The following is a 23,362-nucleotide window of genomic DNA, read 5'->3' as shown; positions in this document are numbered from 1 at the left end:
AACCGGCAAGTGTAAAAGTCAACGGGAGATCGGCGCAAAAACAGGAGATTGGCCCCAGCCCGGCGCGTGGCCACCGCGGGTTTCCCCCAGGTTTGCTTTGGCGCTTAAATACCAGAATCAGCACATTATTGACAGCCAAAGCACCCCATGCTGACCGAAGCCACCGCCAGCCCCCGCGTGCCCCAGGAAAAGCGCTACCTCCAGCTTGCCGGGCTGTTTCGCCACAAGATCGTCACCGGGCAATGGCCCGTGGGCAGCTCGATCCCCACCGTGGAACAACTGGAAGCACTGCACAGCGCCTCGCGCACCACGGTGCGCATGGCGCTGGGCCGGCTGGTCGGCGAAGGCTTGCTCCGGACGCGCAAGCGCGGCGGCACCCAGGTCATGGCCGCGCCGCAGCGCCCGCCGTCGTTCCTGCTGCCCTCACGCTGGAAGGAACTGGTCGTGTTCCATGGCAACACCGGCTACCGCCTGCTGGCCAGCGAGTCCTGCTGCCTGCCCGCCATTCCCGCGGGCCTGGCCAGCGTGCAGGGTGAAATCGCACCGGCCTACCAGCGCCTGCTGGGCCTGCATTGCTGCGGCGACCAGCCGTTCTGCCTGAGCCAGATGTATGTCGAACAGACCCTCTACGAGCGCATCGCGCCGCAGCTGGCGCAGCTGTCCGTGGTCGAGGCGCTGACGCGCGGCCCGCGCCCGCTGGCCACGGCGCGCCAGCGGCTGAGCATTGCACCCGCCGACGAATTGATCGAAACGCACCTGGGCGTGGCGCTCGGCACCCCCTTGCTTCAGGCACTGCGCTGGGCCTGCGACCGCAAGGGCCAGATCGTGCACTGGGCGCAGCTGGGCTTTCTCAGCGAATATGCGCACATGGAGATGGATCTGCTGAACTGAAACATCGAGGTTACGGTCTGTGACGGCTGATGCCAACGCTTTCGGCTATGGTGCTTGCAACCCATCACCTTCCAAGGAGTCTTCTACATGCCGCTGCGCACCGCCCCCCTTCTGGTTTCCGCCACCGCCCTCGCCCTGCTCGCGGGCTGCAGCAATATGAACGCCCCCTGGAGCAGCGGCAGCAGCAGTACCGAGCGCGCGCCCGCGCCCAAGCAGATCTGCAACGCCCAGCCGGCGCAAAGCTTCGTCGGCCGCACCAACACCGCGCAAAACCTCGAACAGGCGCGCCAGCGCGCCGGCGCGGGCATGGCCCGCGTGATCCATCCAGGCCAGATGACCACCAAGGAATTCAACGCCGAGCGCCTGAATCTCGAAGTGGATGCCACCGGCCGCATTCTCGCCGTGCGCTGCGGCTGAGCTTCATCCCGGCTCGCCTCTGCGTTCGTGGTGAGCCTGTCGAACCATGAACGGCCTGCCCGCATGCGCTGGTCCAGGCTGTTCACGGTTCGTGCTGAGCCTGCTCACCTCCTCCGTTCGTGGTGAGCTTGCTCACATCCCCCGTTCGTGGTGAGCCTGTCGAACCATGAACGGCCTGCCCGCATGCGCTGGTCCAGGCTGTTCACCGCCTCCCCTCAATCCGCCAGAAACAACTCCTGCAGATCGCTCAGGAAATCAAACCCCAGTTCGGTGGGCGTGATCCGCCCCTGCTCCCGCGTGATCAAGCCCTTGCGCTCGGCGGTTTCCAAGCCCTTGGCAATGCTGCTCAGCGGCAGCCCGGTGCGCTCCATGAAGTCCTGCAGCTTGAAGCCTTCGCGCAGGCGCAGCGCATTGAGCATGTACTCGAAGGGCAGCTCCGCGCGCCGCACCTCGTTGTCCTGCGCCAGCGCATGGCCGGCCAGGGCCTGGTCCATATAGCGCGCCGGATCGCGAAAGCGCACCTGGCGCACCACGCGGTGTGCAAAGCTCAGCTTGCTGTGCGCACCCGCGCCAATGCCCAGGTAATCGCCGAACTGCCAGTAATTGGTGTTGTGGAAGCACGCATGGCCCGGCTGCGCATAGGCCGAGATCTCGTAGCGCTGCATGCCGGCCCGCGCCGTGGTCTCGCTGATGCGGTCGAGCATCGCATACGCGGTGTCGTCCTCGGGAACCACGGGCGGAAACTTGGCGAAATAGGTATTGGGCTCGATGGTCAGGTGGTAGATCGAGATATGCGGCGGCTTGAACGACAGCGCGGTCTGCAGGTCGCGGTCGAGGTCTTCGAGCGTCTGGCCGGGCAAGGCATACATGATGTCGAGATTGAAGGTCTCAAAGGCGCCCGCCGCCTCGGCCACCGCCGCGCGCGCCTGGTCGCCGTCATGCACGCGCCCGAGCGCCTTCAGGAAGCGGTCATCGAAGCTCTGCACGCCAATCGACAAGCGTGTCACGCCCGCCGCGCGGTAGGCGCGGAAGCGGTCCTTCTCGAACGTGCCGGGATTTGCTTCGAGCGTGATCTCGCAGTCGGGCTCCATGCGCACGCGCGCGCGCACCGCGGCGATCAGCCGGTCGATGGCGGCCGGCGAGAACAGGCTGGGCGTGCCCCCGCCCATGAAGATGCTGTGCACCGTGCGGCCCCAGATCAGCGGCAGCGCGGCCTCGAGATCGGCAATCAGCGCGTCGACATAGCGCTGCTCGGGCAGCCCGCCCTGGGCATCGCCCTGGCGCCACTCATGCGAATTGAAGTCGCAGTAAGGGCATTTCTTCAGGCACCACGGCAGGTGGATGTAGAGCGACAGCGGCGGCAGGCTGCCCAGCTGCAGCGTGCCCGGGCGCATGTAATGCTGGATGTCGCGCTGCACTGCCGCAGCGCTGTCGGCCCCTGCGGGCACCGGTTCGATCGGAATCATGCCTGCATCCAGCGTTCGCGCACCAGCGCCAGCATCTGCTGCGTGGCGCGGCCGCGGTGGCTGTGCGCATGCTTGAGCGCGGGCGCCATCTCGGCAAAGGTCTGGCCGAGTTCGGGCAGATACAGCACCGGGTCGAAGCCGAAGCCGTTGCCGCCGCGCGGCTCGGCCGCGATCAGCGCCTGCACCCGGCCCACGGCAATCAGCGGCTCGGGGTCGCGCGCGCTGCGCACACCGACCAGCGTGCTGACCATGGCCGCGCGCCGGTTCTCCACGCCCTGGAGCTGCTCGAGCAGCGCGCGCACATTGTTGGCATCGCTTTTCTCGTAGCCGAACTGCGTGCAGTAATAGGCGGTATCGACGCCCGGCAGTCCGCCGAAGTGGTCGACGCACATGCCGGCATCGTCGGCAATCGCCGGCAGGCCGGTGCGTTCGGCGGCAAAGCGCGCCTTGCTCAAGGCGTTCTCGACAAAGGTGCAATGCGGCTCGGGCGCCTCGCCCTCGAACAGCTCGCCCTGGGAGACGAGTTCCACGCCCAGCGGGGCAAACATGGCTTGCAGCTCGGCGAGCTTGCCGCGGTTGTTGGAGGCTAAGACAATTTTCATCGGTTCAATGGGAGGGCCGCGCCGCGCGCGCCTCCGGTGGCAAAGAGTTTTCAGCGCCGGCGCTCGCCCGGGCGGCGGATGGCGGCATTGATTTCGGCAATGGTGCGCTCGATGGCCGCCTCGCTGAGCTCGTCCTCGGGTAGGGCCGGCACAGGCGGGGCCGGCTCTGGCAGATCCGGCGCGTCGAGTTGCAGCGTCGACTCGAAGGCATCGCCTTCAAGCGCGTCGGTGGAGATACTGTCCGGCGCGGACTGCGCACCGGGCATTTCCCATTCGAGGGCAATTGCGCTGACATTGTCGCTGCTTGCGCCCGTGTGCTGCAGCGCGCGGTCCACCAGCCGTGGCACGCAAAGGGATACTGGATCGTGCGCCAGCAAGGCCAGCAGTTCGGTTTCGCCCAGGGCATCCCACAGCCCGTCCGAGCACAGCAGCAGGCGGTCGCCGCGCGCCAGCGGCCACGGCCCGGCCTGGTCGGAGATCGGCAACGACGGCGAGCCCAGGCAGGTGAACAGCAGATTGCGGTTGACGCTGGCCGGCGGCTGGCCCGAGCGCTCGGCCATGGCGCGGAAGGAATGGTCGCGCGTGCGCGCCAGCAGTGCCCCGGCGCGCGCCAGGTACAGGCGCGAATCGCCGCAGTGGATCCACCAGGCCTGCCCCTGCTGGAGCAGCGCCACGACCAGCGTGGTGCGCGGCGCATCCGCGAGATGGTGCTGCTGCGCATGGCGCAGGATCTGCCGATGGGCATGCAGCAGGGCCTCGGCGAGAAAGCCCGGCGCATCGTCCAGCAGCGGCGTGGCCCGCGCCTGGAACAGCGCACAGACGCTGTTCAGCGCGATCTGCGCCGCGACATCGCCTGCCGCGTGCCCGCCCATGCCGTCGGCCAGCACCAGCAGGCAGGCTTCGCGCGTGTAGCAGTAGCCGATCCGGTCCTCGTTGCGCGCGCGTGCGCCGCGCCGGCTCAGCTGGAATACCGAAAACTTCATGGCGCCGGCGGCGCGCCGCGCGTGGCGCCGATCTTCTGCACGCTCTTGCGCGTATCGCTGACCAGCGCGCCGATCTGCAGGCGCATCTTTTCCGCCACGCTGAGGCGCGTATGGCGGCGCTCGCCCTCGCGGTTGAGTTCCTTTTGCAGCGCGAACACCGACTGCGGCCGCGACAGCGGATCGGGCGCCATGCACCACTCCACGACCTCGATCAGCTTGTCCGAGTAGACCCCGCGCAGCTTGCCCAGCGCCTGGCCGAGCCGGTCCTTTTCCTGGCGCTGCGGCGCCGCGTAGGGCGGCACCCCCTGCATGCAGGCATAGATGCAGGCACCGATCGCGTAGATGTCGGTCCATGGCCCCATGGCCTCGCCGCGGCGGTACATCTCGGGCGCGGCAAAGCCCGGCGTGTACATCGGGCGGATGAAGCTGCCCTCCTTGGACAGCACTTCGCGCGCCGCGCCGAAATCGATCAGCACCGCGCGGTCGTCGTCGGTGATGAAGATGTTGGCCGGCTTGATGTCGAGGTGCAGCATCTTGTGCTGGTGCACGATGCGCAGGCCGCGCAGCACCTCGTCGAACAGCGAGCGGATGGTGGATTCGCGCAGCACCTTGTCGGTCTTGATGCCGCGCGCCGTGAGAATGAACTCCTGCAGGTTCGCACCTTCGAGGTAATTCATGACCATGTAGACGGTCTCGTTCTCGCGGAAGAAATTGAGCACGCTGACCACCGACGGGTGCGACAGCTGGGCCAGCGAACGGCCCTCCTCGAAAAAGCTCTTGAGCCCCAGCCGGTAGAGCGACAGCTTCTCGGGCAGCACCCGCGGCAGGCGTTCGCCCGGCTCGCGCAGCGCCAGCGACGCCGGCAGGTATTCCTTGATGGCCACCTGCTGGCCGCTGCCGTCCAGCGCCAGGTAGACTACGCCGAAGCCGCCCGCCGCGAGCCGCCGCACAATGCGATAGCCCCCTATCACGCTATCAACGGCAAGGGGAGCAGGCTTGTTCTTGGAAGACATTTTTTACGGGTAAACCTCGTGAATGGGGCGGAACCCGGATAATCGACGGATTGCAAGCAACCATCAGAAGTCCAATGTCAGTTTACAGCATGACCGGATACGCCAGCGCCCAGTACGGCGCGACTGCCGAAGGTGCTGAAGCGCCCGCGGGCAACCGGCGGCTCGGCCTGGAGATCCGCTCGGTCAACAGCCGCTTCCTCGACCTGTCGTTCCGCCTGCCCGACGAACTGCGCGCCCACGAGCCGGCCCTGCGCACCCTGCTGACCTCGCGCCTCAAGCGCGGCAAGGTCGAAGTGCGCGCCGCGATCGAATCCGAAGACGGCGGCGCCCTGCCCCAGCCGTCGCCCCAGCAACTGCAGCGCCTGGTCTCGGCGCAAGACACCATCCAGGCCTGGCTGCCCAATGCGCGGCCGCTGAGCGTGTCCGACGCGCTGCGCCTGTGCAGCACGGGCGATGGCGACCGCGCCCAGGACTGGGGCAGCGTGCTGCCCGCGCTGGCCGGCCAGGCGCTCGAAGCCATGGTCCAGGCCCGCGCCCGCGAAGGCGAGCGCCTCGCCGACATGCTGCACGACCGTCTGCAGCAGTTGCGCGCGCTCGCGCAGACCGCCACGCCGCTGATCCCGCAGCTGGTCGAGCAGCAGCGCCAGCGCTTTGTCGAGCGCTGGAAGGAAGCCATGGCGCTGGCCGAGGGCGCGGTCGCGCCCGAAGCCGCCCAGGACCGCGCGCTGACCGAAGCCACGGCGTTTGCCATCCGCATCGACGTTGCCGAGGAAGTCACGCGCCTGGATTCGCACCTCGTTGAAATCGAACGCCTGCTGAAGAAGGGCGGCGAGATCGGCAAGCGCCTGGATTTCCTGATCCAGGAACTGCACCGCGAGGCCAACACCCTGGGCTCCAAGTCCGCGGCGCTCGAACTCACGCGCATCAGCGTCGACATGAAGGTCCTGATCGAGCAGATGCGCGAGCAGGTACAGAACATCGAATAAACATCATCTCAGGGCGCGCAAGCGCCCTTTTTACAAGCCGCCCGAACCGGCGCACCGATTCGCTTATGCAACATCCCGGAAATCTCTTTGTCGTCGCCGCCCCCAGTGGGGCAGGAAAGTCCAGCCTGGTCAAGGCGCTGCGCGAGCTCGACGCCCATGTCTCGCCCTCGGTCTCGCACACCACGCGCGCGCCGCGCGGCCAGGAAAAGCACGGCCGCGAATACTTCTTTGCCTCCGAGCAGGAATTCGACGCCATGGTCGCGAACCACGCCTTCATCGAATGGGCCAATGTCCACGGCAAGCGCTACGGCACCTCCAAGCGGGCGCTGGCCGACCGCCTGGCCGGCGGCGCCGACGTGCTGCTGGAAATCGACTATCAGGGAGCGCTCCAGGTCAAGAAGGCCTTTCCTGAAGCGGTGCTGATCTTCATTCTGCCGCCGAGCTGGGAAGAGCTGCGCGCGCGCCTGGAAAACCGCGGCGAGGACAGCCCCGAGGTCATCGAGTTGCGCCTGAAGAATGCCTCCGAGGAAATGGCGCAGGTGGAAAAGTTCGACTTCGTTATAATCAACGAGTTGTTCGAGACTGCGCTTTTCGACCTGAAAGCGATCATTCACGCCCAGCGACTCAAGTATGCGGCCCAGCGCAGCACGCGCGCCGATACCTTCGAGTCGCTCAATATCACCTGAATTTCCCTGGAGTACCCTGATGGCCCGCATCACCGTTGAAGATTGCCTCGAGCAGATCCCCAATCGCTTCCAGCTCGTCCTGGCCGCGACCTACCGCGCGCGCATGCTGAGCCAAGGCCATACCGCCAAGATCGAAAGCAAGAACAAGCCCGCCGTCACTGCGCTGCGCGAAATCGCCGCCGGCAAGGTCGGCCTGGAAATGCTCAAGAAGGTTCCGGGCTGAGCGGAACATGCCGTAGCGGCGCGCCGTGACGGCAACCGCCGAAATGGCAAGAGAGGCACCGCTTTGCGGTGCTTTTTTTTGTGCAATGCGAAACCCATCAACGAGCGCGCTACATTAAAGGTATGAAAGCGGTCCAGCCCCTGTCACCTGTCCCACACGATTCCTCCCCTGTCACTGCCCCGGCACCAGAGAGCCAGGAAGGCGCGCGCGCCGCTTCGGCAGCCGCCGTTTCCCAGGCCGCGTTCTCTGCGCTGCTCGACAACCTGGGCTATCTGGACAGCGAAAGCATCGAACAGGTGCGCCAGGCCTATCTGTTTGCCGACCATGCCCACACCGGGCAATGGCGCAGCAGCGGCGACCCCTACATCACCCACCCGATTGCGGTGACCTCGCTTTGCGCCTCATGGAAGCTCGATGCCCCGGCGCTGATGGCGGCGCTGATGCACGACGCGATGGAAGACTGCGGCGTCACCAAGAACGACCTGGCCGCGCGTTTCGGCACCCCGGTGGCCGAGCTTGTCGACGGGCTGACCAAGCTCGACAAGCTGCAGTTCAATACCCGCGAGGAAAACCAGGCCGAGTCCTTCCGCAAGATGCTGCTGGCCATGGCGCGCGACGTGCGTGTCATCCTCATCAAGCTCGCCGACCGCACGCACAACATGCGCACGCTGTCCGACATGCCGCGCAGCAAATGGGGCCGCATCGCGTCCGAGACGCTGGAGATCTATGCGCCGATTGCGCACCGCCTGGGCCTGAACCAGACTTACCGCGAGCTGCAGGACCTGTCCTTCCGCCACCTGCATCCGTGGCGCTATTCGACGCTGTCGAAGGCCATTGCCAAGTCGCGCACCCGCCGCCGCGACCTGGTGCAGCGCGTGCAGACCGAAGTCGATGCCGAATTCACGCGCCTGGGCCTGGACGCCCGGCTCGCGGGGCGCGAAAGCACGCTGTATTCGCTGTACCAGCGCATGGAGCGCAACAACCAGAGCTTTGCCAAGGTCACGGATATCTATGGTTTCCGCGTCATCGTGCCCTCGGTCATCGACTGCTACACGGCGCTGGGCGTGCTGCACCAGATGTACAAGCCCGTGCCGGGCAAGTTCAAGGACCATATCGCGATCCCGAAGAACAACGGCTACCAGTCGCTGCACACCACGCTGGTCGGCCCATCGGGCGTGAGCATCGAGTTCCAGATGCGCACCGAGGAGATGCACATCGTCGCCGAGGCCGGCGTAGCCGCGCACTGGCTGTATCAGGCGCAGCAGCGCCCGGGCGATACCGAGCAGATGAGCACGCAGTGGCTGCAGTCGCTGCTCGACATCCAGAACGAGACGCGCGATGCCACCGAGTTCTGGGACCACGTCAAGGTCGACCTGTTCCCCGACGCGGTCTACGTGTTCACACCCAAGAGCGAGATCATGGCCATGCCGCGCGGCGCCACCGTGGTCGACTTCGCCTACGCGATCCACAGCAAGATCGGCAACCATGCCACGGCCGCGCGCATCAACAACGAGGACGTGCCGCTGCGCACCGAACTCAAGAGCGGCGACGTGATCGAGATCATCACGGCCGAAGATGCACGCCCCAATCCCGCCTGGCTGGGCTTCGTGAAGACGGCGCGCGCGCGCTCCAAGATCCGCCACCACCTCAAGACCTCGGCGCAAAGCGAATCCGCAAGCCTGGGCGAGAAGCTGCTGTCGCAGGCACTGCGCGCCGAAGGCATAGAACACCTGCCGCCCCAGGACGATGCCAACCAGGCGCTGTGGGACCGGCTGCTGCAAGACACGGGCAACCGCAGCCGCAGCGAACTCCTGACCGACATCGGCATGGGCCGGCGCATTGCCAGCATGGTTGCGGCGCGCATCATGGTGCTGCTGGGCCGCGACGGCCAGCGGCCCAACGCGGTGCTGCTGAGCCAGGAACGCTATACCGGCGAGGACCGTATCTCCCAGGGCACGGTCACGCTCGACGGCAGCAGCAACGCATCGATCCGCTTCGCCCATTGCTGCCGCCCCGTGCCCGGCGACCCGGTCCTCGGCTATCTGGGCCGCGGCGAAGGCCTGATGGTGCACCACGCGGGCTGCGCCATCGTCAAGCGCCTCTACGAGAAGGATCCCGAGCGCTTCATCCCCGTGGAGTGGGCCGAGGGCCTGAACCAGCTGTTCGACAGCGGCATCCTGGTCACGGTGAAGAACGGCAAGGGCGTGCTGGCGCGTGTAGCCTCCGAGCTGACCGACGCCGAAGTCGACATCCAGCACCTGGAAATGGTCGACGAAGCCCCGATGGGCACGACCGACCTGCGCTTCGTGGTCTCGGTCAAGAACCAGCAACAGGTCGAAGCCGCGCTGCGCAACCTGCGCCGCGCGCCGGTGGTGATCAAGGCCCGACGCATCATGCCGTCAGTGGAATAACACCCCCTGAGGCGCTCCGCGCCTTCCCCCTCTCTCGCTTCGCGGGAGGGGGACGGCAGCCTCGGTGCGGGGCGGCCCTTCCTCGCTGCCCCTTGATCAGGCCGTGCTCATTGCATACGCGGCGAGCAACGCAAGCGCCATATCGCTAATCGTCCGGATAGCGCACCTCCACCACTTCCAGCATGCGCACGCCGCCCGGCGTCTGCAGCGCCACTTCATCGCCCACGCGCGCCTTGAGCAGGGCGCGCGCGACGGGCGAGATCCAGCTGACCTCGCCCTGCGCGCTGTTGGCCTCGTCGATGCCCATGATGGTCACGCTGCGCTCCGTGCCATCGTCCTCGACATAGGTCACGGTCGCGCCAAAGAACACCTGGTCGCTGCCCGCATGCACTGCAGGATCGACCACTTCGGCAATTTCCAGGCGCTTGGTCAGAAAGCGTATGCGCCGGTCGATCTCACGCAGGCGCTTCTTGCCATAGAGATAGTCGCCGTTTTCCGAGCGGTCACCATTGCTGGCCGCCCAATGCACGATCTCGACGATCTGGGGGCGCTCGGTATCGATCAGCGCGAACAGCTCGTCGCGCAGACGCTGGTAGCCCTGGGGCGTGATGTAGTTCTTGCTGCCCGTGGGAATGGGAGGCAGCGCGCCGAGGTCGTCGTCATCGTCATCGCCATCGGATTCTTTGGTGAAAGCCTTGTTCATGCGCCAATCTTCACACCAAATGCACGGCTGCAGACGAAAAAGCCCCGGAACCTTGCAGTTCCGGGGCTTGTCGTTTGGTGCGGCTGGCAGGAATCGAACCCACGACCCCTTGGTTCGTAGCCAAGTACTCTATCCAGCTGAGCTACAGCCGCTAAGCTATCGATTATAGCGCGAAAAATCGACCTCCCGCCAAGAATTCGATTCTTTCAAAATATTTGACGCGTCCGCCGCATTTCAGCGTCGGCAAGTGGACAGGAAAGACACGTCTCCCGGAAACCTGGGATGCCTACGAACGACAGATAGCTAAAATATTTAAAAATAAACCATTTATTAGTAATTAGCTATGACAATCCGTCTTTTTGCCGATCTTCTGCTCGTGCTGACCACGCTGACAAGCGCGCTTTGCGTGGCGCGGGGCTTTCTCACCTCTTCCCCCGATCTGCACCTGAGGGCCGCGCTATTGGCGCTGCTGGGCGGCCTGGTCTGGTTCGCGATGAGCAGGGAAGCGCAAGCCCGGGAGAAAGAAGCCGATGATCCGATGTACTGAAGGCTGCGCAATGCCGGCGCTAGATACGAAAAAGCCCCAGAACATTGCTGTTCTGGGGCTTGTCGTTTGGTGCGGCTGGCAGGAATCGAACCCACGACCCCTTGGTTCGTAGCCAAGTACTCTATCCAGCTGAGCTACAGCCGCATTGGCGGAGAGGGTGGGATTCGAACCCACGGTACCTTGCGGTACGCCTGATTTCGAGTCAGGTACATTCGACCACTCTGCCACCTCTCCTGTGGTGAAGCATCTATTGTAGCACTGTTTTTCAGGGCTTAAGCAAAGTTTGTCCACCCAGATAAGATTTCAGTGCTTCGGGCACGGTCACCGAGCCATCGGCGTTCTGGTAGTTCTCCAGAACAGCGACCAGGCAGCGGCCCACGGCCAGGCCCGAACCGTTCAGGGTGTGCAGCAGTTCGTTCTTGCCCTGGGCGTTCTTGAAGCGCGCCTGCAGGCGCCGCGACTGGAAGGCTTCGCAGTTCGACACCGAGCTGATCTCGCGGTAGTTGCTCTGGCCGGGCAGCCAGACTTCGAGGTCATAGGTCTTGGCGGCGCTGAAACCCATGTCGCCCGTGCACAGGCTCATGACACGGTACGGCAGGCCGAGCTTTTGCAGCACGACTTCGGCATGGCCGGTCATTTCCTCGAGCGCTTCGTAGCTCTTGTCGGGATGCACGATCTGCACCATCTCGACCTTGTCGAACTGGTGCTGGCGGATCATGCCGCGCGTGTCGCGGCCATAGCTGCCGGCTTCGGAGCGAAAGCACGGGCTGTGCGCCGTGAGCTTGATCGGCAGCTCGGCTTCGGCCACGACCTGGTCGCGCACGAAGTTGGTGAGCGGCACTTCGGCCGTGGGAATCAGGTACAGCGCGGCGTGGTCGGGCACCGGCTCGCCATCCTGGCCGCCCTTCTTGGCCGCAAACAGGTCGCCTTCGAACTTGGGCAGCTGGCCCGTGCCCTTGAGCGAATCGGTGTTGACCGCGTACGGCACGTAGCACTCCGTGTAGCCATGCGCTTCGGTCTGCAGGTCGAGCATGAACTGCGCGAGCGCGCGGTGCAGGCGCGCGATCGGGCCCTTCATGACAGTGAAGCGCGAGCCCGAGAGCTTGACGCCCATGTCGAAGTCCAGCCCCAGCGGCGTGCCGACGTCGACATGGTCCCTGGGTTCGAAATCAAAGGTCTTGGGCGTGCCCCAGCGGCGCACTTCGACATTGCCCGACTCGTCGCTGCCCACGGGCACGCTTTCGTGCGGCAGGTTGGGCACGGCCAGCAGCATGGTCTGCAGCTCGCCCTGGATCTGTTCCAGGCGCGTGGCCGAGGTTTCAAGCTCGGCCTTGATCTGTGCGACCTGGGCCTTGGCGGCTTCTGCACCGTCCTTGTCGCCCTTGCCCATCAGCATGCCGACCTGTTTGGACAGCTGGTTGCGCTGTGCCTGCAGTTCCTCGGTGCGCGTCTGCAGACCCTTGCGTTCGGACTCCAGCGACTGGAAAGCCTCCACGTTGAGGAAAGCCTGGGGCTTTTTACGGGTTTCCAGCCGCGCGACGGCGGATTCAAGGTCTTTGCGAAGGAGGAGGATGTCTAGCATAGGCCGCAATTCTAGTGGCCCGCGCCCGCGGCGGCTGAAACCGCGCCAGAGACTGTTGCCGCCAGGTGGCAAGCGCCCTGGCGGCGATCACCGCAGGATCAGTGGCCCGGGCCCAGTTCGGGCGCCTTGCGCACTTCGATCTCGAGGCCCGTCGCGGCGTCGATCTTCAAGCCCTTGGGCAGCGGGAACTTCACGGTTTCCTCGATGCCGTTCATGCTGCGCACCGAGGTCGCGCCCAGCGCCTTGATGCGGTCGATGACCTCGCGCACCAGCACTTCGGGCGCCGAAGCGCCGGCCGTGAGGCCCACGCGCGCAGCGCCCTCGAACCAGGCCGGCTGCAACTCCTGCGCGTTGTCGACCATATAGGCCGGCGTGCCCAGGCGCGCCGCGAGTTCGCGCAGGCGGTTGCTGTTGGAGCTGGTGGGGCTGCCGACGACGATCACCACATCGACCTGCGGGCTCAGCACCTTGACCGCGTCCTGGCGGTTCTGCGTTGCATAGCAGATGTCCTGCTGCTTCGGCACGCGGATCTGCGGAAAGCGCTCGCGCACCGCGGCCATGATGGCCGCCGCGTCGTCGACGCTGAGCGTGGTCTGCGTGACCACGGCCAGCAGTTCGGTCTGCGCCGGCTGGACCTTGGCAACGTCCTCGACTTCCTCGACCAGGTGGATGCCGTGGTCGAGCTGGCCCATCGTGCCTTCGACTTCCGGGTGTCCCTTGTGGCCGATCATGATGAACTCGTAGCCTTCCTTGGCCAGCTTGGCGACCTCGACATGCACCTTGCTGACCAGCGGGCAGGTGGCATCGAAGATCTGGAAACCGCGGCGCTGCGCTTCCTGCTGCACTGCCTGGCTCACGCCATGCGCGGAGAACACCAGCGTCGCGCCCGGCGGCACGTCGTCGAGCTCCTCGATGAAGATCGCGCCCCGGGTCTTGAGGTCGTTGACGACAAAGGTGTTGTGCACGATCTCGTGGCGCACGTAGATCGGCGCGCCGAACTTGGCGATCGCACGCTCGACGATCTCGATCGCCCGGTCGACGCCGGCGCAGAAGCCGCGCGGTTCGGCAAGAACGATTTCCTGGGGCTTGGGCATGGCTCAGAGCACCCCGATGATCTGCACCTCGAAGGTGACGGGCTGGCCGGCCAGCGGGTGGTTGAAGTCGAACAGCACCGCGCCGTCTTCGCGCACGCGCACCACGGCGCCGGCATAGGTGCCCAGGCCGTCGGGCGTGGGAAACTGCACCACGTCGCCAGCAGTGTATTTCTCATGCGGGTCGCCGAGCTCGTTCATGAGCTTGCGCGCCACCCATTGCTGCATGTCGGGGTTGTGCTCGCCAAAGGCTTCGCCCGCGGGCAGTTCGAACGTCGTGCGCACGCCCTCTTCGAGGCCGATCAGGCGCTCCTCCACGGCCGGCGACAGCTCGCCCGCGCCCAGCGACAGCGTCGCGGGCTTTTCGCCAAAAGTGTTGATCACGTCGCCAGCCGGGCCGGCCAGGCGGTAATGAAGGGTCAGAAACGATCCTGCCTGCACCGTGGGGGTGGCGGCCTGCGAAGTGGGGTGTGCGCTAGATGTCATGAAAGTCCCGATAAACTGGGGTGTATTGTAGAAACCCGGCCATGCCCCCACGCGGTGGCTTGTCGATGCCCTTCGAAGGCGCCGCGGTCCAGCGGGCCCGCCAGGAGGTGCCATGCCGCTCAAAGACCTGCCGCGCGATGCCCAGCCGCGCGAGAAACTGCTGGCCCGCGGCCCCGCCGCGCTCGCCGATGCCGAGTTGCTGGCGATTGTGCTGCGCACCGGCACTGCGGGCAAAGGCGTATTGCAGCTCGCGCAGGAGTTGCTTGACCTGCCGCAAGCCGATGCCGCCACTGGAGAGGTGCGCGGCGGCTTTGGCGGCATTGCAGGCCTGCTGCAAGCCTCCCCCCAGGAACTCGCACGCATCAAAGGGCTGGGGCCGGCCAAGCGCGCCCAGCTGCTGGCCGTGCTCGAACTGTCGCGCCGCGCGCTCGCCCAGCGGCTGCGCGAACGCACGGTGTTCGACAGCCCCGAGGCCGTCAAGCACTACCTGCAACTGCATCTCGCGGCCAAGGCCCATGAAGTCTTTGCCGTGCTGTTCCTGGACAACCAGCACCGGCTGATCGCCATGGAGGAAATGTTCCGCGGCACGCTGGCCCAGACCAGCGTCTACCCGCGCGAAGTCGTGCTGCATGCACTGCAGCACCAGGCCGCCGCCGTGGTGCTCGCGCACAACCACCCGAGCGGCGCCGTCCAGGCCAGCCCTGCCGACCTGGCGCTGACGCAGGTGCTGCGCAGCGCGCTGGGACTGGTCGATGTGCGCGTGCTCGACCACATCATCGTCGCGCCGGGTGCGGGGCTGTCGATGGCGGAGCAGGGATTGCTGTGAAGAGCGGGTTGGGCACGATACAAGCAAATAGCTATTTATAAAAATACAACGATAGTTTAAATTAATAACAAGGGAGTGACGGTCACTGCCAACAGACTCTTGTCGAGGAATCACATGCTTCAATCCGCCTTCCAGCTCGTTGCGTTGCGCCGGCTTCCCTGGTCCCGCTTTCACTACGCACGCTGGCAGGCGTGGCTGGCGATTGCGTCGATTGTCACGCTGATGGGATTCGATCCTGGCCTGCGCGTTGAGCTTTTCGGCACGCAGAGCGTGCCAGCCCCGGCGTGGGGCGTGGCGATGGCGTATTCGTGGGTGTGTTCATTGGCCTCGGTATGGATAGGCGTCGGATTCCTGCGCTGGTGGATGCAGCGCGGCGGGCGCTGGGACGGACAAGGCGACCTCTTCAATCTGCTGGTTGCCGCCGAACTGGTGATGAACATGCTTCTCAGCGGCTGGGCGGCAGCCAGCATGCCTATGGTTTGGACAGTGCCCATGGCGCTCTATGCGCTCTGGGTCATCTGCAACGCCCTGTCGGGTGCGATACCCCAGGCCAGCCGGGCTTACAGCCTGGGCGGGCTGTTGCTTGCGACCATGCTGCAGCTGTGCGCCTGCGTTCTGGTCTGGGCAGTGACCAAAATGCTGCTGTCGGTGCCCGGGCTGGTCGTCTTACCTGGTTTGACATGAAGCTTGCGCGCGTGCGCCAAGCCGCGCCGCGTCCCGGACAAAAGCAATCCGCTTCCCAGGGTATGCCGGGGCCCGCGCCGGAGCTTTGCCGTCTTGGGATAAAAACACGCCATGCGCGTGAAATCCCTCCAGGACCTCCAACCCGTCCGCAAAGCCCTTGCGGCCGCGGCGCAGCAGGCCGCGCTGCTGGCGGAGGAGCAGCGCCGCGCGGCGCTGCGCCCGGCCACCGACCGCGCGCTGTTCCTGCAAGCCGTGGGGGCGGTGCAACCGCTGCGCCATGCGCGCAACCGGCTCGAACCGCGGCCCGGCAATGTGCTGCCCGTGCCGCAGCAACGGCTGCTCGATGAGCAGTCGGTATTGCGCGAAGCCATCAGCGACGAGTTCGACGTCAGCACGCTGCTGCTGACAGACGACCAGCTCAGCTACCTGCGCCCCGGCATGGGCACCGACGTGCCGCAGCGGCTGCGCGCCGGGCACTGGAGCATTCAGCGCCAGCTCGATCTGCACGGCCTGCGCACCGACGAGGCGCGCGAGGCGCTGGGGCAATTCATCCGCCATGCCCACCGCGACGGCGCGCGCTGCGTGCGCGTGGTGCATGGCAAGGGCCTGGGCTCGCCGGGGCGCATGCCGGTGCTCAAGGGACGGGTTCACAGCTGGCTGGTGCAAAAGCAGGAGGTGCTGGCCTTCGTGCAGGCGCGGCCCAACGACGGCGGCGCGGGTGCGCTGATCGTGCTGCTGCAACCGTACGTACCGCGCCAGGGGGGGCGCTGAGGGCTCAGGCCGGCAGGCGCTGCAGCGGCATCGCGGGCATGGGCCGGCCATAGATGCGGCGCACGCGGTCGGGCAGTGCCGGATGGGTCGCAAGCCGCTCTGCCCAGCGGCTGCAGCCTTGCACATCGACCAGCAGCATGTGCTGCACCGCGTGATGGTCGAGCGCGTACTGGCCGCGGCGCGCATCGTATCCCGCGGCCTGGCGCTGGCCCATGACCTTGCGCAGCACGCCGCCCAGGCCGTCCTTGCTGCGCGTCCATTGCACGGCGCGCGCATCGGCCAGGTATTCACGCTGGCGCGACACTGCCGCCTTGAGCCAGCGCCCCGCGAGCCAGCCGGCAAAGCCCGCCGCCTTGATGGCCGAGCCAAACCACCACATGGCGCCGCCGCGCCCGCACATGCTTTCGCCGAAGCGGTAGACCAGCTCCAGCCCGTAGACCATGCCGGCCAGTTGCATCTTCAGCCGCGTGTCGCCTTCGTGCAGATGGCTCAGCTCATGCGCGACCATGCCTTGCAGTTCCTCGCGGCTCAGATGGTCCAGTGCGCCTTGCGTCACGGCAATGACTGCGTCGTCTTCGCCCCAGCCCGCGGCAAAGGCATTGATCGCGGCGGTGCGCGGCAGCACCATGGCCCGGGGCGTGGCCATGTGTGCGGCAATGCACAACTCCTGCACCACATTGGCAAAGGCCTGTTCGGCCAGGCTGCGTTCCGGACGCGCCGGACGCGCGCCGATGCGCTCGGCCAGGCGCAGGCCGCCCGCGCGCAAGTGGTCGGTTTCGACCCACCAGCCGCCCAGCACCAGAAACAGCGTCATGCCGATATTCACGGCGGCAAATCCCGCGGGAAACGGCAGGTGGCCACCCAGCAGCCACGACACGCCCAGCCACGCCAGCACCAGCCCGCCATGCACGGCCGCCACCAGCAGCAGCACGGCCAGCGCAAATCCCCAGAGCAGGCGTGCGGTGGCGCTGCGCGCTTGCTCCTGGTGGCGCCAGAATCTCATGCCGGTCTCAGAACCTCAGTTGCGGCACGGCGCGCTCGGCATCGCTGGAAGTGGACTCCAGCATTGCCGCTTGCGCAAAGCCCAGGGGGCGCGCCAGCAGCACGTCGGGAAACTGGCTGGCGGCATTGTTGAACTCGAGCACCTGGTCGTTATAGGCCTGGCGCGCAAAACCGATGCGGTTCTCGGTGCTGGTGATCTCCTCGCTCAGCCGCAGCATATGGGCATCGGCCTTGAGGCCGGGATAGGCTTCGCTGAGCATCATCAACCGGCCGAGCTGGGTGCCCAGCGCCGCTTCGGCTTGCGACAGCGCGCTGATCGCCCTGGCATCGGCAGGATGCGCGCGCGCCTGCTCGGCCGCGCCGGTGGCCGCGCCGCGGGCACGAATCACGGCTTCGAGCGTGGCGGCCTCGTGCGCCATATAGCCGCGTGCGACTTCCACCAGGTTGGGCACCAGATCGTGGCGGCGCTTGAGCTGCACGTCGATCTGCCCGAAAGCGTTGGCAATGCGGTTGCGCGCCACCACCAGGCGGTTATAGGCAGTGACCGTCCAGACCACGACGGCGATGGCGACTGCCAGCAATATCCAGCCGATCACACCCATGAATGCTCCTGAACGCTTGTATCAAATGCTTGGGAACATCATCGTAGCGCAGCTTCGCGACCATACAGGCCCGATTCATCAGAAACACCATAAAAACCGCCGCCAATAAACCAGATAAGGATTATCGAAAGAAAGTTCAATCATTTTTACCGCCGCCCCGGCAAGGCAACGGTTCGGCCGCCTACTTGCAAAGAATGTAGTCAGCCCGACACTCCAAGTGCGGAAAAGCCCAGCATCCAGGAAGTGAATTTTCATCACCGCGCAAAGGAGGCATCTGAAAAACTGCAAGTTTTCCTTCAATTCACAACCAAGGGGAAAATGTCATGAACACGGTATTTGAACGGGTCGCCGAAAAATCCACCAACACTTACCCTCGTGAACTGGCAGAATACCAGCATGAAGGCGTGATAAAGAAATTTCGGAATGAGTGGAATGTCGATGAAAATGAAGCACAGGACATCTTTTCGGAAATGAAGAAATTCCTGTACATTTCCGGGATCGGTCAGCAAAGATTCATCCAGGTGGAGATCGATGAAACGACGCAGATCATCGACAAGATGTGGCATCACTTCATACTTTTCACGGAAGACTACGAAATCTTCAGCAATCGCTTCTTCGGCAAAATGGTGCACCATGCACCTTTCAGCCCCGAACAGCTGGCGCAGGCGATAAAGGACTCCACCAGCCTGGGAATGACGCTCGACGAATACAAGCTCGAGTGCCTTGAGCAGCAACTCAATCTCATCCACTCGGTACTGGGTATCGAGACCGTCAAGAAATGGTATGTGGATTATGCAAATGCATATTCACCGAGCAAAATGAATGCGCTTCAGCGCCCGTTCCATGACGCCGCGGATGATGTTGTACCGCCGCTCGCGCCTGCAGCCGCGGAGAAAATGAGCCCGAGCGAGATGATCCAGGGCATCATTCAACATACCTCGCCATCGATGAATTGCGCATCGCGCTGCGGACGAAGGTGTGGACAACGCTGCAGAAGCTGCAGAAGCTGCAGGCGCTGCGGAAGGTGCAGATAAGTTGGCAGAAGCGATCCCCGAGAACACCGAAGTTTGCGGGGATTGACGCGTATCGTTGGTCGCGACAAACCAGTGCTGCTGCGCCGGCCACGCCAGGCCGGTGCGCGCTCAACCGCCCTGGTTGCGCATCCAGTCGGCAGTGCCCATGAAACTCGTGGAGAGGCGCTGGCGCAGTGCCTCGGGCACGCCGGTTTCGACCATGGCCTGGTCCATGCAGGCCACCCACTGGTCGCGCTCGCGCACGCCGATCGCAAACGGCATGTGGCGCATTTTCAGGCGCGGATGGCCAAAACGGCTTTGGTAATGGTCGGGGCCGCCCATCCAGCCGCAGAGAAACCAGAACAGCTTCTGGCGCGCATTGTCGAGCTCGGAGCCATGGGCGGCGCGCAGTTCGGCATAGCCGGGTTCGAGGTCCATCAGGTCATAGAAGCGGTCGACCAGGCGCTGTATCGCGGACTCGCCGCCGATCCATTCAAAAGGCGTGGCGAACTCGGGTTTTTCTTCAATCTGCATGGCACGCTCGGAAACGAAAACCTGCATTGTCCCGCAGCACGGGACAACCCTTCATTCCGCCGCCTGGCGCAGCGTGGTCATGACGGGCCGGCGCAGCACTTCGCGCAGGCCCCACCAGCCGGCAAGCCAGGCCAGCACCGCGCCGGCCAGCGCGCCGGCGATCGGCACCCAGGGCGAAGCCGTCCAGACGAAATCAAACGCATAGCGCGCCAGCGCCCAGCCGATGGCCATGGCGACGGCGCTGGCGAGGAAACCCGCCAGCAACCCCACGCCCGCGAGCTCGGCACGCTGCACCTGTCGCAGCAGGCGGGCACGCGCCCCGACGGCGCGCATGATCGCGTACTCGCGTGCGCGTTCCTCGCGCGTGGCGGTGACCGCAGCGAACAACACCACCAGGCCCGCGGCCAGCGTGAAGATGAACAGGAACTCGACCGCGCGTATCACCTGGTCGAGCACCTGCTGCACCTGGGCCAGCGTGCTGCCCAGGTCGACGTTGGTGATGTTGGGGAACTGGCGCACCAGCGCGTTGTCGAAGCCCGGCGTCGGCGGCGCGCGGTAGGCCGCAAGATAGGTCACAGGCACATCGGGCAGCTGGTCCACCGGATACATGACGAAGAAGTTGGCGCGCATCGAGCCCCAGTCGACCTTGCGCAGGCTGGTGATGCGGGCTTCGTTTTGCATGCCGCCGATGTCGAAGGTCAGCCGGTCGCCGAGCTGCAGGCCCAGCGTCTCGGCGATGCCTTGCTCGACGCTGATGGCACCGGCTTCGTTGTCCGTCCAGCGGCCCGCGACGATGGCATTGTGCTGCGGCGCCTGCGCGGCCGTCGACAGGTTGAATTCGCGGTCGACCAGGCGCTTGGCGCGGTCCTCGCTGTAGTCGTCGGGATGCACGTCCCGGCCGTTGACCTGTACCAGCCGGCCACGGATCATCGGATACCAGTCGTAGCGCGCGACGCCGTTGTCCTTGAGCTGCTGCTGGAACTCCTGCGACTGGTCCGGCATGATGTTGATGACGAAGCGGTTCGGCGCATCGGGCGGCGAGGCCGCGCGCCAGCTGGCGATCAGGTCGGTGCGCAGCAGCACCAGCAGCACCAGTGCCAGCAGGCCCACGGCCAGGCTGCTGACCTGCAGCACGGCGTAGACCGGGCGTGCCGAGATCTGCCGCGTGGCCAGCACCAGCCAGCGCGGCGCCGTGGCTTCGTTGACCAGGCGGCGCAGCAGCTTCACGGCCAGCCAGGCCAGGCCCGCAAACAGCGCCACCGCGGCGCCAAAGCCGGCCACGGCAATCAGTCCCAGCTTGAGATCGCGGCTCACGGCCAGCAGCAGCGCGGCAAATCCCGCCACGCCCAGCACCAGCACCAGCCATGAGGCCGGCTTGAGCGCACCCAGGTCGCGCCGCATGACGCGCAGCGGCGGCACCTGGGCCAATTGCAGCACCGGCGGCAGGCCGAAGGTAAAGAGCAGCGTCATGCCCATGCCCAGCCCGAACACCACGGGCCACAGGCTCGGGGCCGGCAAGGCCGCATCGACCAGGCCCGCCAGCAGCTGCACGAACACATGGTGCACGCCATAGCCTATGGCCACGCCCAGCGCGCTGGAGAACACACCGACCAGCGCGAACTCGACGGTATACGCGCCCGCAATGCGGCGCTGGCTCTGGCCCAGCACGCGCAGCATGGCCGAGGCATCGAGATGGTCGTTGGCAAAGCCGCGCGCGGCCAGCGCCACGGCCACGGCCGACAGCAGCGCCGCCAGCAGCGCCACCAGGCTCAGGAATTTCTCGGCGCGCGCCAGCGTCTGGCGCATTTCGGGGCGGCCGCTGTCGAGCGACTCGATGCGCAGGCCGTGCAGCTCGCGCGACTGCACCGCGTCTTCGGCCCAGGCCTGGAACTGGCGCACGGCGGTGTCGTTGCCGGCCACGGCCAAGCGGTAGGTCAGGCGGCTCGCGGGCTGGACCAGCGCGGTGGCGGCTAGGTCGGCGTCATTGAGCATCACGCGCGGCGCAAAGCTCATGAAGCCCGCGCCGCGGTCGGGCTCCAGCACCAGGATGCGGCCGATGCGCAGCGTGGCATCGCCCAGCAGCAGCGGGTCGCCGATCTTGAGTGCCAGCGACTCGAGCAGCGGCGCATCGACCCAGACTTCGCCGGGCGCGGGAATCGCGCGCGTGGTTTCGCCGGCCTCGCCGGGTGCATTGGCCACGCGCAGCGCACCGCGCAGCGGGTAGCCCGCGGGCACGCTCTTGAGCGCCACCAGCCGGCTGGCCCCGCCCTGCGCATCGGGCGCGCGGCCCATGGTCGGGAAACTGGTCGTGACCACGGTCTGAAGCTGCAGCTGCCGTGCGCGTTCGGCAAACTGCGCCGGCGGCGGGTTGTCGCTGACCACCACCACGTCACCGCCCAGCAACTGGCGCGCATCGCGCTCGAGCCCGCCCTGGAGCCGGTCGGCAAAGAAACCCACGGCCGTGAGCGCCGCCACGGCCAGCGTCACGGCCACGATCAGCAGGCGCAACTCGCCCGCACGCACGTCGCGCCACAAGGTGCGCCAACCCAAAGCCCAGGCAGATGATCCATTCATGGATGGAACGATAGCGGATTGCCGCGCCTGGCAATCGGTGAAAGACCGCACGGAAATGCGCAGCGCCCGAAAAAAAGCCGCCAGGGCGGACCGTGGCGGCTTCGACTGCGGCGGCAGGCGCGGCAATCAGGTGTTCTTGCTGACCGTGATCGTCGGGAACTTGGCGCTGAAATCCTTGGCCTTGAGCGCGATCTTCACCGCCATGTCGCGCGCCACGCGCTGGTAGATCTGCGCGGCTTCGCTGCCCGGCTCGGCCACCACCGTGGGTTTGCCGCTGTCGGCCTGCTCGCGGATCTGCAGCGACAGCGGCAGCGCGCCCAGGTAGTCGATGCCGTACTCGGCGGCCATCTTCCTGCCGCCCTCGGCGCCGAAGATGTGCTCGACATGGCCGCACTGGGTGCAGACATGGGCGGCCATGTTCTCGACCAGGCCCAGGATGGGCACGCCGACCTTCTCGAACATCTTGATGCCCTTGCGCGCATCGATCAACGCGATGTCCTGCGGCGTGGTGACCACGATGGCGCCCGTCATCGGCACGCGCTGGGCCAGCGTCAGCTGGATGTCACCCGTTCCCGGGGGCATGTCGACCAGCAGGTAGTCGAGGTCTTTCCAGTTGGTCTGGCGCAGCATCTGCTCCAGCGCCTGGGTGGCCATGGGGCCGCGCCAGATCATGGCTTCGTCCTGATTCACGAGGAAACCAATCGACATGACCTGCACGCCGTAGTTCTGGAGCGGCTCCATGGTCTTGCCATCGGCGCTCTCGGGCTTGCCGGTCAGGCCCATCATCATCGGCTGGCTCGGGCCGTAGATGTCGGCGTCGAGCAGGCCCACGCGCGCGCCTTCGGCGGCCAGCGCCAGCGCCAGGTTGGCGGCCGTGGTGCTCTTGCCCACGCCGCCCTTGCCCGAGGAAATGGCCACGATGTTCTTCACCTGGGGCAGCAGTTCCACGCCGCGCTGCACGGCATGCGCCACGACCTTGCTGGAAATGCCCACCGACACATTGTCCACACCCGTCACGGACTTGGCCGCCGAGACGAACTGGCGGCGCAGCTCGGGCACCAGGCTTTTCGCGGGATAACCGAGCTCGACATCGAACGCCACATCGCCAGCGCTGATCTGCAGGTTGCGCACGGCGCGCGTGCTGACGAAATCCTTGCCGGTATGCGGGTCCAGCACGCTGCTGAGCGCCGCCAAAAGCGCTTGTTCTGTGACTGCCATTCTCGATTCACTCCTTTGGGGGATGTCAAGTCTATCGAAGGCACGCTGCCC

General features: G+C 65.7%; 24 protein-coding genes and 3 tRNA genes. 11 read left to right on the top strand and 16 right to left on the bottom strand.

What is annotated here, in order from left to right; translation table 11 throughout:
* The first annotated feature begins 147 nt into the window (after positions 1-147).
* Both HUK68_RS03955 and HUK68_RS03950 read left to right on the top strand, forming a co-directional pair.
* Positions 148-891 (top strand): GntR family transcriptional regulator, encoded by a 744-nt coding sequence (locus tag HUK68_RS03955; RefSeq protein WP_175503021.1) that lies wholly within the window; start codon positions 148-150, stop codon positions 889-891.
* Positions 892-978: 87 nt separating this feature from the next.
* Positions 979-1,308 (top strand): I78 family peptidase inhibitor, encoded by a 330-nt coding sequence (locus HUK68_RS03950; protein WP_175503020.1) that lies wholly within the window; start codon positions 979-981, stop codon positions 1,306-1,308.
* 215 nt (positions 1,309-1,523) lie between these two features.
* Here HUK68_RS03950 and hemW read toward each other — a convergent pair whose 3' ends face one another.
* From hemW to HUK68_RS03930, 4 genes are read right to left on the bottom strand one after another with little or no spacing between them, the layout of a single operon-like run.
* On the bottom strand, positions 1,524-2,774 hold the full coding sequence (gene hemW, locus HUK68_RS03945) for a radical SAM family heme chaperone HemW (protein ID WP_175503019.1): 1,251 nt from the start codon (positions 2,772-2,774) through the stop codon (positions 1,524-1,526).
* The gene (locus HUK68_RS03940) at positions 2,771-3,376 is read right to left on the bottom strand and encodes a non-canonical purine NTP pyrophosphatase (protein WP_175503018.1); all 606 of its coding nucleotides are present in this window, start codon (positions 3,374-3,376) and stop codon (positions 2,771-2,773) included. Before HUK68_RS03940 ends, hemW begins: the two co-directional genes overlap by 4 nt.
* Before the next feature lie 50 nt (positions 3,377-3,426).
* Positions 3,427-4,359, bottom strand: a complete 933-nt coding sequence (locus HUK68_RS03935) for a PP2C family protein-serine/threonine phosphatase (protein ID WP_175503017.1) — start codon at positions 4,357-4,359, stop codon at positions 3,427-3,429.
* The gene (locus HUK68_RS03930) at positions 4,356-5,372 is read right to left on the bottom strand and encodes a serine/threonine protein kinase (RefSeq protein ID WP_175503016.1); all 1,017 of its coding nucleotides are present in this window, start codon (positions 5,370-5,372) and stop codon (positions 4,356-4,358) included. Before HUK68_RS03930 ends, HUK68_RS03935 begins: the two co-directional genes overlap by 4 nt.
* Before the next feature lie 89 nt (positions 5,373-5,461).
* On the opposite strand from HUK68_RS03930, the gene HUK68_RS03925 reads away from it, so the two are divergent.
* The 4 genes from HUK68_RS03925 (at position 5,462) to HUK68_RS03910 (ending at position 9,678) form a co-directional block, all read left to right on the top strand.
* Positions 5,462-6,358, top strand: coding sequence for a YicC/YloC family endoribonuclease (locus HUK68_RS03925; protein WP_286671116.1), 897 nt, complete (start codon positions 5,462-5,464; stop codon positions 6,356-6,358).
* 65 nt (positions 6,359-6,423) lie between these two features.
* Complete coding sequence (gene gmk / locus HUK68_RS03920) at positions 6,424-7,044, top strand: guanylate kinase (protein ID WP_175503014.1); 621 nt, start codon at positions 6,424-6,426, stop codon at positions 7,042-7,044.
* 19 nt (positions 7,045-7,063) lie between these two features.
* On the top strand, positions 7,064-7,267 hold the full coding sequence (rpoZ, locus tag HUK68_RS03915; protein ID WP_159911168.1) for a DNA-directed RNA polymerase subunit omega: 204 nt from the start codon (positions 7,064-7,066) through the stop codon (positions 7,265-7,267).
* A gap of 122 nt (positions 7,268-7,389) precedes the next feature.
* The gene (locus tag HUK68_RS03910) at positions 7,390-9,678 is read left to right on the top strand and encodes a RelA/SpoT family protein (protein WP_175503013.1); all 2,289 of its coding nucleotides are present in this window, start codon (positions 7,390-7,392) and stop codon (positions 9,676-9,678) included.
* Positions 9,679-9,823: 145 nt separating this feature from the next.
* On the opposite strand, the gene greB is transcribed toward HUK68_RS03910, so the two are convergent.
* Together greB and HUK68_RS03900 are read right to left on the bottom strand one after the other, a co-directional pair.
* Positions 9,824-10,381 carry a transcription elongation factor GreB gene (greB, locus tag HUK68_RS03905; RefSeq protein ID WP_175503012.1) on the bottom strand — a complete coding sequence of 186 codons (558 nt, stop codon included), beginning with the start codon at positions 10,379-10,381 and terminating at the stop codon, positions 9,824-9,826.
* Positions 10,382-10,456: 75 nt separating this feature from the next.
* Positions 10,457-10,533: transfer RNA gene (locus tag HUK68_RS03900), tRNA-Arg, on the bottom strand.
* 191 nt (positions 10,534-10,724) lie between these two features.
* Here HUK68_RS03900 and HUK68_RS03895 point away from each other — a divergent pair.
* Entirely contained in the window at positions 10,725-10,928 is a 204-nt protein-coding gene (locus HUK68_RS03895; protein ID WP_175503011.1) for a hypothetical protein, read from the top strand.
* Positions 10,929-10,995: 67 nt separating this feature from the next.
* On the opposite strand, the gene HUK68_RS03890 is transcribed toward HUK68_RS03895, so the two are convergent.
* The 5 genes from HUK68_RS03890 to HUK68_RS03870 all read right to left on the bottom strand — a co-directional run bounded on the left by HUK68_RS03890 (position 10,996) and on the right by HUK68_RS03870 (position 14,087).
* Positions 10,996-11,072 (bottom strand) — tRNA-Arg (locus HUK68_RS03890).
* A 2-nt stretch (positions 11,073-11,074) separates the two neighbouring features.
* Positions 11,075-11,162, bottom strand: a tRNA-Ser gene (locus tag HUK68_RS03885).
* 31 nt (positions 11,163-11,193) lie between these two features.
* A complete protein-coding gene (gene serS, locus HUK68_RS03880) occupies positions 11,194-12,510 on the bottom strand; it encodes a serine--tRNA ligase (RefSeq protein ID WP_175503010.1) in 1,317 nt (438 codons plus the stop codon).
* 98 nt (positions 12,511-12,608) lie between these two features.
* Entirely contained in the window at positions 12,609-13,604 is a 996-nt protein-coding gene (ispH, locus tag HUK68_RS03875) for a 4-hydroxy-3-methylbut-2-enyl diphosphate reductase (RefSeq protein WP_175503009.1), read from the bottom strand.
* Positions 13,605-13,607: 3 nt separating this feature from the next.
* Positions 13,608-14,087, bottom strand: coding sequence for an FKBP-type peptidyl-prolyl cis-trans isomerase (locus tag HUK68_RS03870; protein WP_175503008.1), 480 nt, complete (start codon positions 14,085-14,087; stop codon positions 13,608-13,610).
* A 112-nt stretch (positions 14,088-14,199) separates the two neighbouring features.
* On the opposite strand from HUK68_RS03870, the gene radC reads away from it, so the two are divergent.
* From radC to HUK68_RS03855, 3 genes are all read left to right on the top strand, one after another.
* The gene (radC, locus tag HUK68_RS03865) at positions 14,200-14,913 is read left to right on the top strand and encodes a RadC family protein (RefSeq protein WP_175503007.1); all 714 of its coding nucleotides are present in this window, start codon (positions 14,200-14,202) and stop codon (positions 14,911-14,913) included.
* A 114-nt stretch (positions 14,914-15,027) separates the two neighbouring features.
* A complete protein-coding gene (locus HUK68_RS03860) occupies positions 15,028-15,597 on the top strand; it encodes a hypothetical protein (RefSeq protein WP_175503006.1) in 570 nt (189 codons plus the stop codon).
* A 111-nt stretch (positions 15,598-15,708) separates the two neighbouring features.
* On the top strand, positions 15,709-16,368 hold the full coding sequence (locus HUK68_RS03855) for a Smr/MutS family protein (protein ID WP_175503005.1): 660 nt from the start codon (positions 15,709-15,711) through the stop codon (positions 16,366-16,368).
* Between the two features lie 4 nt (positions 16,369-16,372).
* Here HUK68_RS03855 and HUK68_RS03850 read toward each other — a convergent pair whose 3' ends face one another.
* Both HUK68_RS03850 and HUK68_RS03845 read right to left on the bottom strand, forming a co-directional pair.
* Complete coding sequence (locus HUK68_RS03850) at positions 16,373-17,371, bottom strand: M48 family metalloprotease (protein WP_175503004.1); 999 nt, start codon at positions 17,369-17,371, stop codon at positions 16,373-16,375.
* 7 nt (positions 17,372-17,378) lie between these two features.
* Entirely contained in the window at positions 17,379-17,972 is a 594-nt protein-coding gene (locus HUK68_RS03845; RefSeq protein WP_175503003.1) for a LemA family protein, read from the bottom strand.
* A 323-nt stretch (positions 17,973-18,295) separates the two neighbouring features.
* Here HUK68_RS03845 and HUK68_RS03840 point away from each other — a divergent pair, with 323 nt between their 5' ends.
* Positions 18,296-19,006 (top strand): UCP032817 domain-containing protein, encoded by a 711-nt coding sequence (locus HUK68_RS03840; RefSeq protein ID WP_175503002.1) that lies wholly within the window; start codon positions 18,296-18,298, stop codon positions 19,004-19,006.
* A 108-nt stretch (positions 19,007-19,114) separates the two neighbouring features.
* Here the strand turns inward: HUK68_RS03840 and HUK68_RS03835 are convergent, their stop codons facing one another.
* The 3 genes from HUK68_RS03835 to apbC form a co-directional block, all read right to left on the bottom strand.
* Positions 19,115-19,519 carry a group II truncated hemoglobin gene (locus HUK68_RS03835; protein ID WP_175503001.1) on the bottom strand — a complete coding sequence of 135 codons (405 nt, stop codon included), beginning with the start codon at positions 19,517-19,519 and terminating at the stop codon, positions 19,115-19,117.
* Positions 19,520-19,570: 51 nt separating this feature from the next.
* Positions 19,571-22,093: an ABC transporter permease gene (locus tag HUK68_RS03830; RefSeq protein ID WP_175503000.1), complete on the bottom strand. Its 2,523-nt coding sequence runs from the start codon at positions 22,091-22,093 to the stop codon at positions 19,571-19,573.
* Positions 22,094-22,219: 126 nt separating this feature from the next.
* On the bottom strand, positions 22,220-23,311 hold the full coding sequence (gene apbC, locus HUK68_RS03825) for an iron-sulfur cluster carrier protein ApbC (RefSeq protein ID WP_175502999.1): 1,092 nt from the start codon (positions 23,309-23,311) through the stop codon (positions 22,220-22,222).
* Between the last annotated feature and the right edge of the window lie 51 nt (positions 23,312-23,362).

Origin of the sequence: Comamonas antarctica, from assembly GCF_013363755.1 — a bacterium.
Lineage (GTDB): Bacteria > Pseudomonadota > Gammaproteobacteria > Burkholderiales > Burkholderiaceae_C > Comamonas > Comamonas antarctica.
Note: the sequence above shows the minus strand (reverse complement) of the source record. Positions and strands in the feature narration are given on the sequence as shown.